This is a genomic window from Synechococcus sp. R70.1 (assembly GCF_047461675.1).
Lineage (GTDB): Bacteria > Cyanobacteriota > Cyanobacteriia > Thermostichales > Thermostichaceae > Thermostichus.
This window is the reverse complement of the sequence record NZ_JANSHR010000059.1, coordinates 15,167-17,537: the sequence shown is the minus strand read 5'-3', so window position 1 is coordinate 17,537 and position 2,371 is coordinate 15,167. Positions and strand designations below refer to the sequence as shown.

Below are 2,371 nucleotides of genomic sequence, written 5' to 3'. Positions count from 1 at the left end.
GTCCATTCCGCCCTCCATGCTTAACCCACAAAATACGCGACACTACCAACTTTGCCCCTTACGGGCAGGCGATCTACCCTGCTCCCGACGACAAGCCTTTCGACAGCTAAGATGCCCAGTTGGTTTTGAATCAGGGCCAGCCCCGCTTTTACCTCATGCGCTTGCTCCGTCCTGGCCTCAAGTTCAGCCAAATAACCCGCCACACCCGTTGCACCCAGTGCCTGGGATCCCTGCACGGCAAGGAGTGGTTCATCGCCGTCGCGCCGCCTGCCGACGAGCTGCAGGTGGACGGGATTCAAGCTTTTCGAGTGGCTGGCGACTGCTTCATCAAACTGGAGCTGGGCACCTGGCACGCTGGCCCCTACTTCGACGGCGAGGAGTTTATCGACTGCTACAACCTGGAGCTGGCTGACACCAACATCACCAACCACGAGACAATCGACCTGCTCCAGACCCACAACCTGGAGTTTCAGATCATCCCTTGAGCAGCCAGATTCGGCAGCCAAGACAAATAGGTGCGGGGATCCGGTGGCAGCACTACGACAGGAGCCTTGGCACTCCCCCCTATGTGATAAAACGGGGTCAAACCCAGCGGCGTCTTGGAGATTTGTTACTATGGCTACACTCCAACCTACCCCAGAAACCGGCAAGCTCTTGAGCACCCTGGCTCTGTTCCTGTGCCTAGGGCTGTTGTCTGCCTGCGACGGGGGCAGCGGCAGCACGGTTAGCCCCCCTAGCCTCACTCCCACCCCCACTCCCGCTGGCCGATAGTTTTGCATGCGCTGGCAGCGGCTGCTTGGCTTAAAGCAGCGGTGGGGGGTAGGGCTGGTCATTCTGCTCTGCCTTGGTCTCTTGACGGCCTGCAATGGGGAGGGATCCCCCACGGCTCCAGAGCCTCCCCGGGCAGGGGAGCTGCCAATTGCTAGCTTTCTTTGCCAGTTGGATCGCCAAACCCGCACCTTTGCTGGTCCCATCTACGCCGAGCAGCCTCAGGCTGCCATCTGCAATCCCGGTCGCCTCACCCCAGCAGCAGCCCAGAAGATGATGGATCGGTTGAACTTTCTGCGGCTGTTGCACAAGTTGCCGCCGGTGAAGCTCAATCCCGAATTCTTGGAGGCCGCTCAGCAGGCGGCCCTGCTGCAGGTGGCCAATGGCGCCCTCAGCCACCAGCCCCCTCCCTCTTGGCGCTGCTTTACTCCTGCTGGAGAAGCAGGAGCCCGCTTCAGCAACCTGGCCATTGGCCCAATTCTGGAGCTGAACGGCCCTGACCCAGGGCAGGTGCTGGCCCGCCAGGTAGATATCTACTTTGCCGAGCCGGGCCGAGAGAACTTTGTAGATGTGGGTCACCGCCGCTGGAACCTCTATCCCCAGTATGCCCAAGGAGCCTACGGCATCGTCTTCGACCCGCGGGCCGGACGGGTAACTCAGGCCAATGCCAATTGGATCTTCGGCTTTGACGAGTCGGTACCGGATCCTGAGTTTATTGCTTTCCCAGAAAGAGACGGCTACCTGTACCGCCTCGAGGGGTTTTCCGGCCAGCCTTTGTCCGCCTACCGCTGGTCTTTCTCGGTGCCTAGCCGTGGCGGCTTGTCTGACCTCAGCCAGGCCCAGATCCGCATCACCGATACCCTTACCGGCGAGGCAGTGCCGGTTTGGGATATCCGGGTTGGGGATCCCGCCTTTGGCCTAGAAACTCTCACCTACTCGGTGGGATCCATTCAGCCCAATCGACCCTACTTCTTTGAGATCAGCGGCATCCGGCTCAAGGGTGGGCCGCCGCGCACCTATCGCTACACCACCACCCTCTACGACTGCGACCCTCAAGCCGGGCCAAGGCCCGCTGCCTTGACGGAAGGGCTAGGGATCCCACCTCGCTGGCTTTGGCGGGAGGATCCCTTGAACTTCCGCCGGTTCTCCCCGTAGCTGAGCCTTAACTTGTGGCCCTGGGTTGGGGTCTCAGGAATCTCGCCTTCGCTGGGAGAAACTCCGGCAAGCCCCTTTCTTGTCTACTGTTGAGAAAATCAACGGAAAGTTGAGATTTCGATACTATCGTTGCTGCCTCGTCATCAGAGAAGCTAAGGTTTAGGTATCAAAGCTTTTTTAAAAACTGCTTTAGGGGCCCTGGAGAAGCGACCTCTCTGGGGCCATGATCTGCCTACGGATCGGGCACCACACCTAGGCGGACCTTCGGCCCGAGGGCGCGGCTGCCAATGTCGGAGCGGTAGTGGGCTTTGGGGAACTGCACCTGCTCCACAGCGGCATAGGCTTGGCGCAGCGCTTCTGCCAGCGTTGCCCCTTGGCCGGTAAGACAGAGGACACGCCCACCCTCGCTGAGAAGCTGCTTGCCCACCTGGCGAGTGCCGGCATGGAA

General features: G+C 60.4%; 4 protein-coding genes. 3 read left to right on the top strand and 1 reads right to left on the bottom strand.

Annotation, left to right across the window (positions count from 1 at the left end; genetic code table 11):
* Positions 1–119: 119 nt before the first annotated feature.
* The 3 genes from NW807_RS07890 to NW807_RS07880 all read left to right on the top strand — a co-directional run bounded on the left by NW807_RS07890 (position 120) and on the right by NW807_RS07880 (position 1,923).
* On the top strand, positions 120–485 hold the full coding sequence (locus NW807_RS07890; protein ID WP_414405887.1) for an ureidoglycolate lyase: 366 nt from the start codon (positions 120–122) through the stop codon (positions 483–485).
* Between the two features lie 130 nt (positions 486–615).
* A complete protein-coding gene (locus NW807_RS07885; RefSeq protein ID WP_414409808.1) occupies positions 616–771 on the top strand; it encodes a hypothetical protein in 156 nt (51 codons plus the stop codon).
* A gap of 6 nt (positions 772–777) precedes the next feature.
* Positions 778–1,923 (top strand): CAP domain-containing protein, encoded by a 1,146-nt coding sequence (locus tag NW807_RS07880; RefSeq protein WP_414425768.1) that lies wholly within the window; start codon positions 778–780, stop codon positions 1,921–1,923.
* A gap of 232 nt (positions 1,924–2,155) precedes the next feature.
* Here the strand turns inward: NW807_RS07880 and NW807_RS07875 are convergent.
* Positions 2,156–2,371 (bottom strand): phosphoribosylglycinamide synthetase C domain-containing protein (locus NW807_RS07875; protein ID WP_414425767.1); only part of this gene is annotated, 216 nt, incomplete at its 5' end.

What these genes read in the sequence shown, in the direction of transcription:
- NW807_RS07885 (WP_414409808.1), top strand. Translation starts at nt 616, where the DNA reads ATGGCTACACTCCAACCTACCCCAGAAACCGGCAAGCTCTTGAGCACC.
- NW807_RS07880 (WP_414425768.1), top strand. Translation starts at nt 778, where the DNA reads ATGCGCTGGCAGCGGCTGCTTGGCTTAAAGCAGCGGTGGGGGGTAGGG.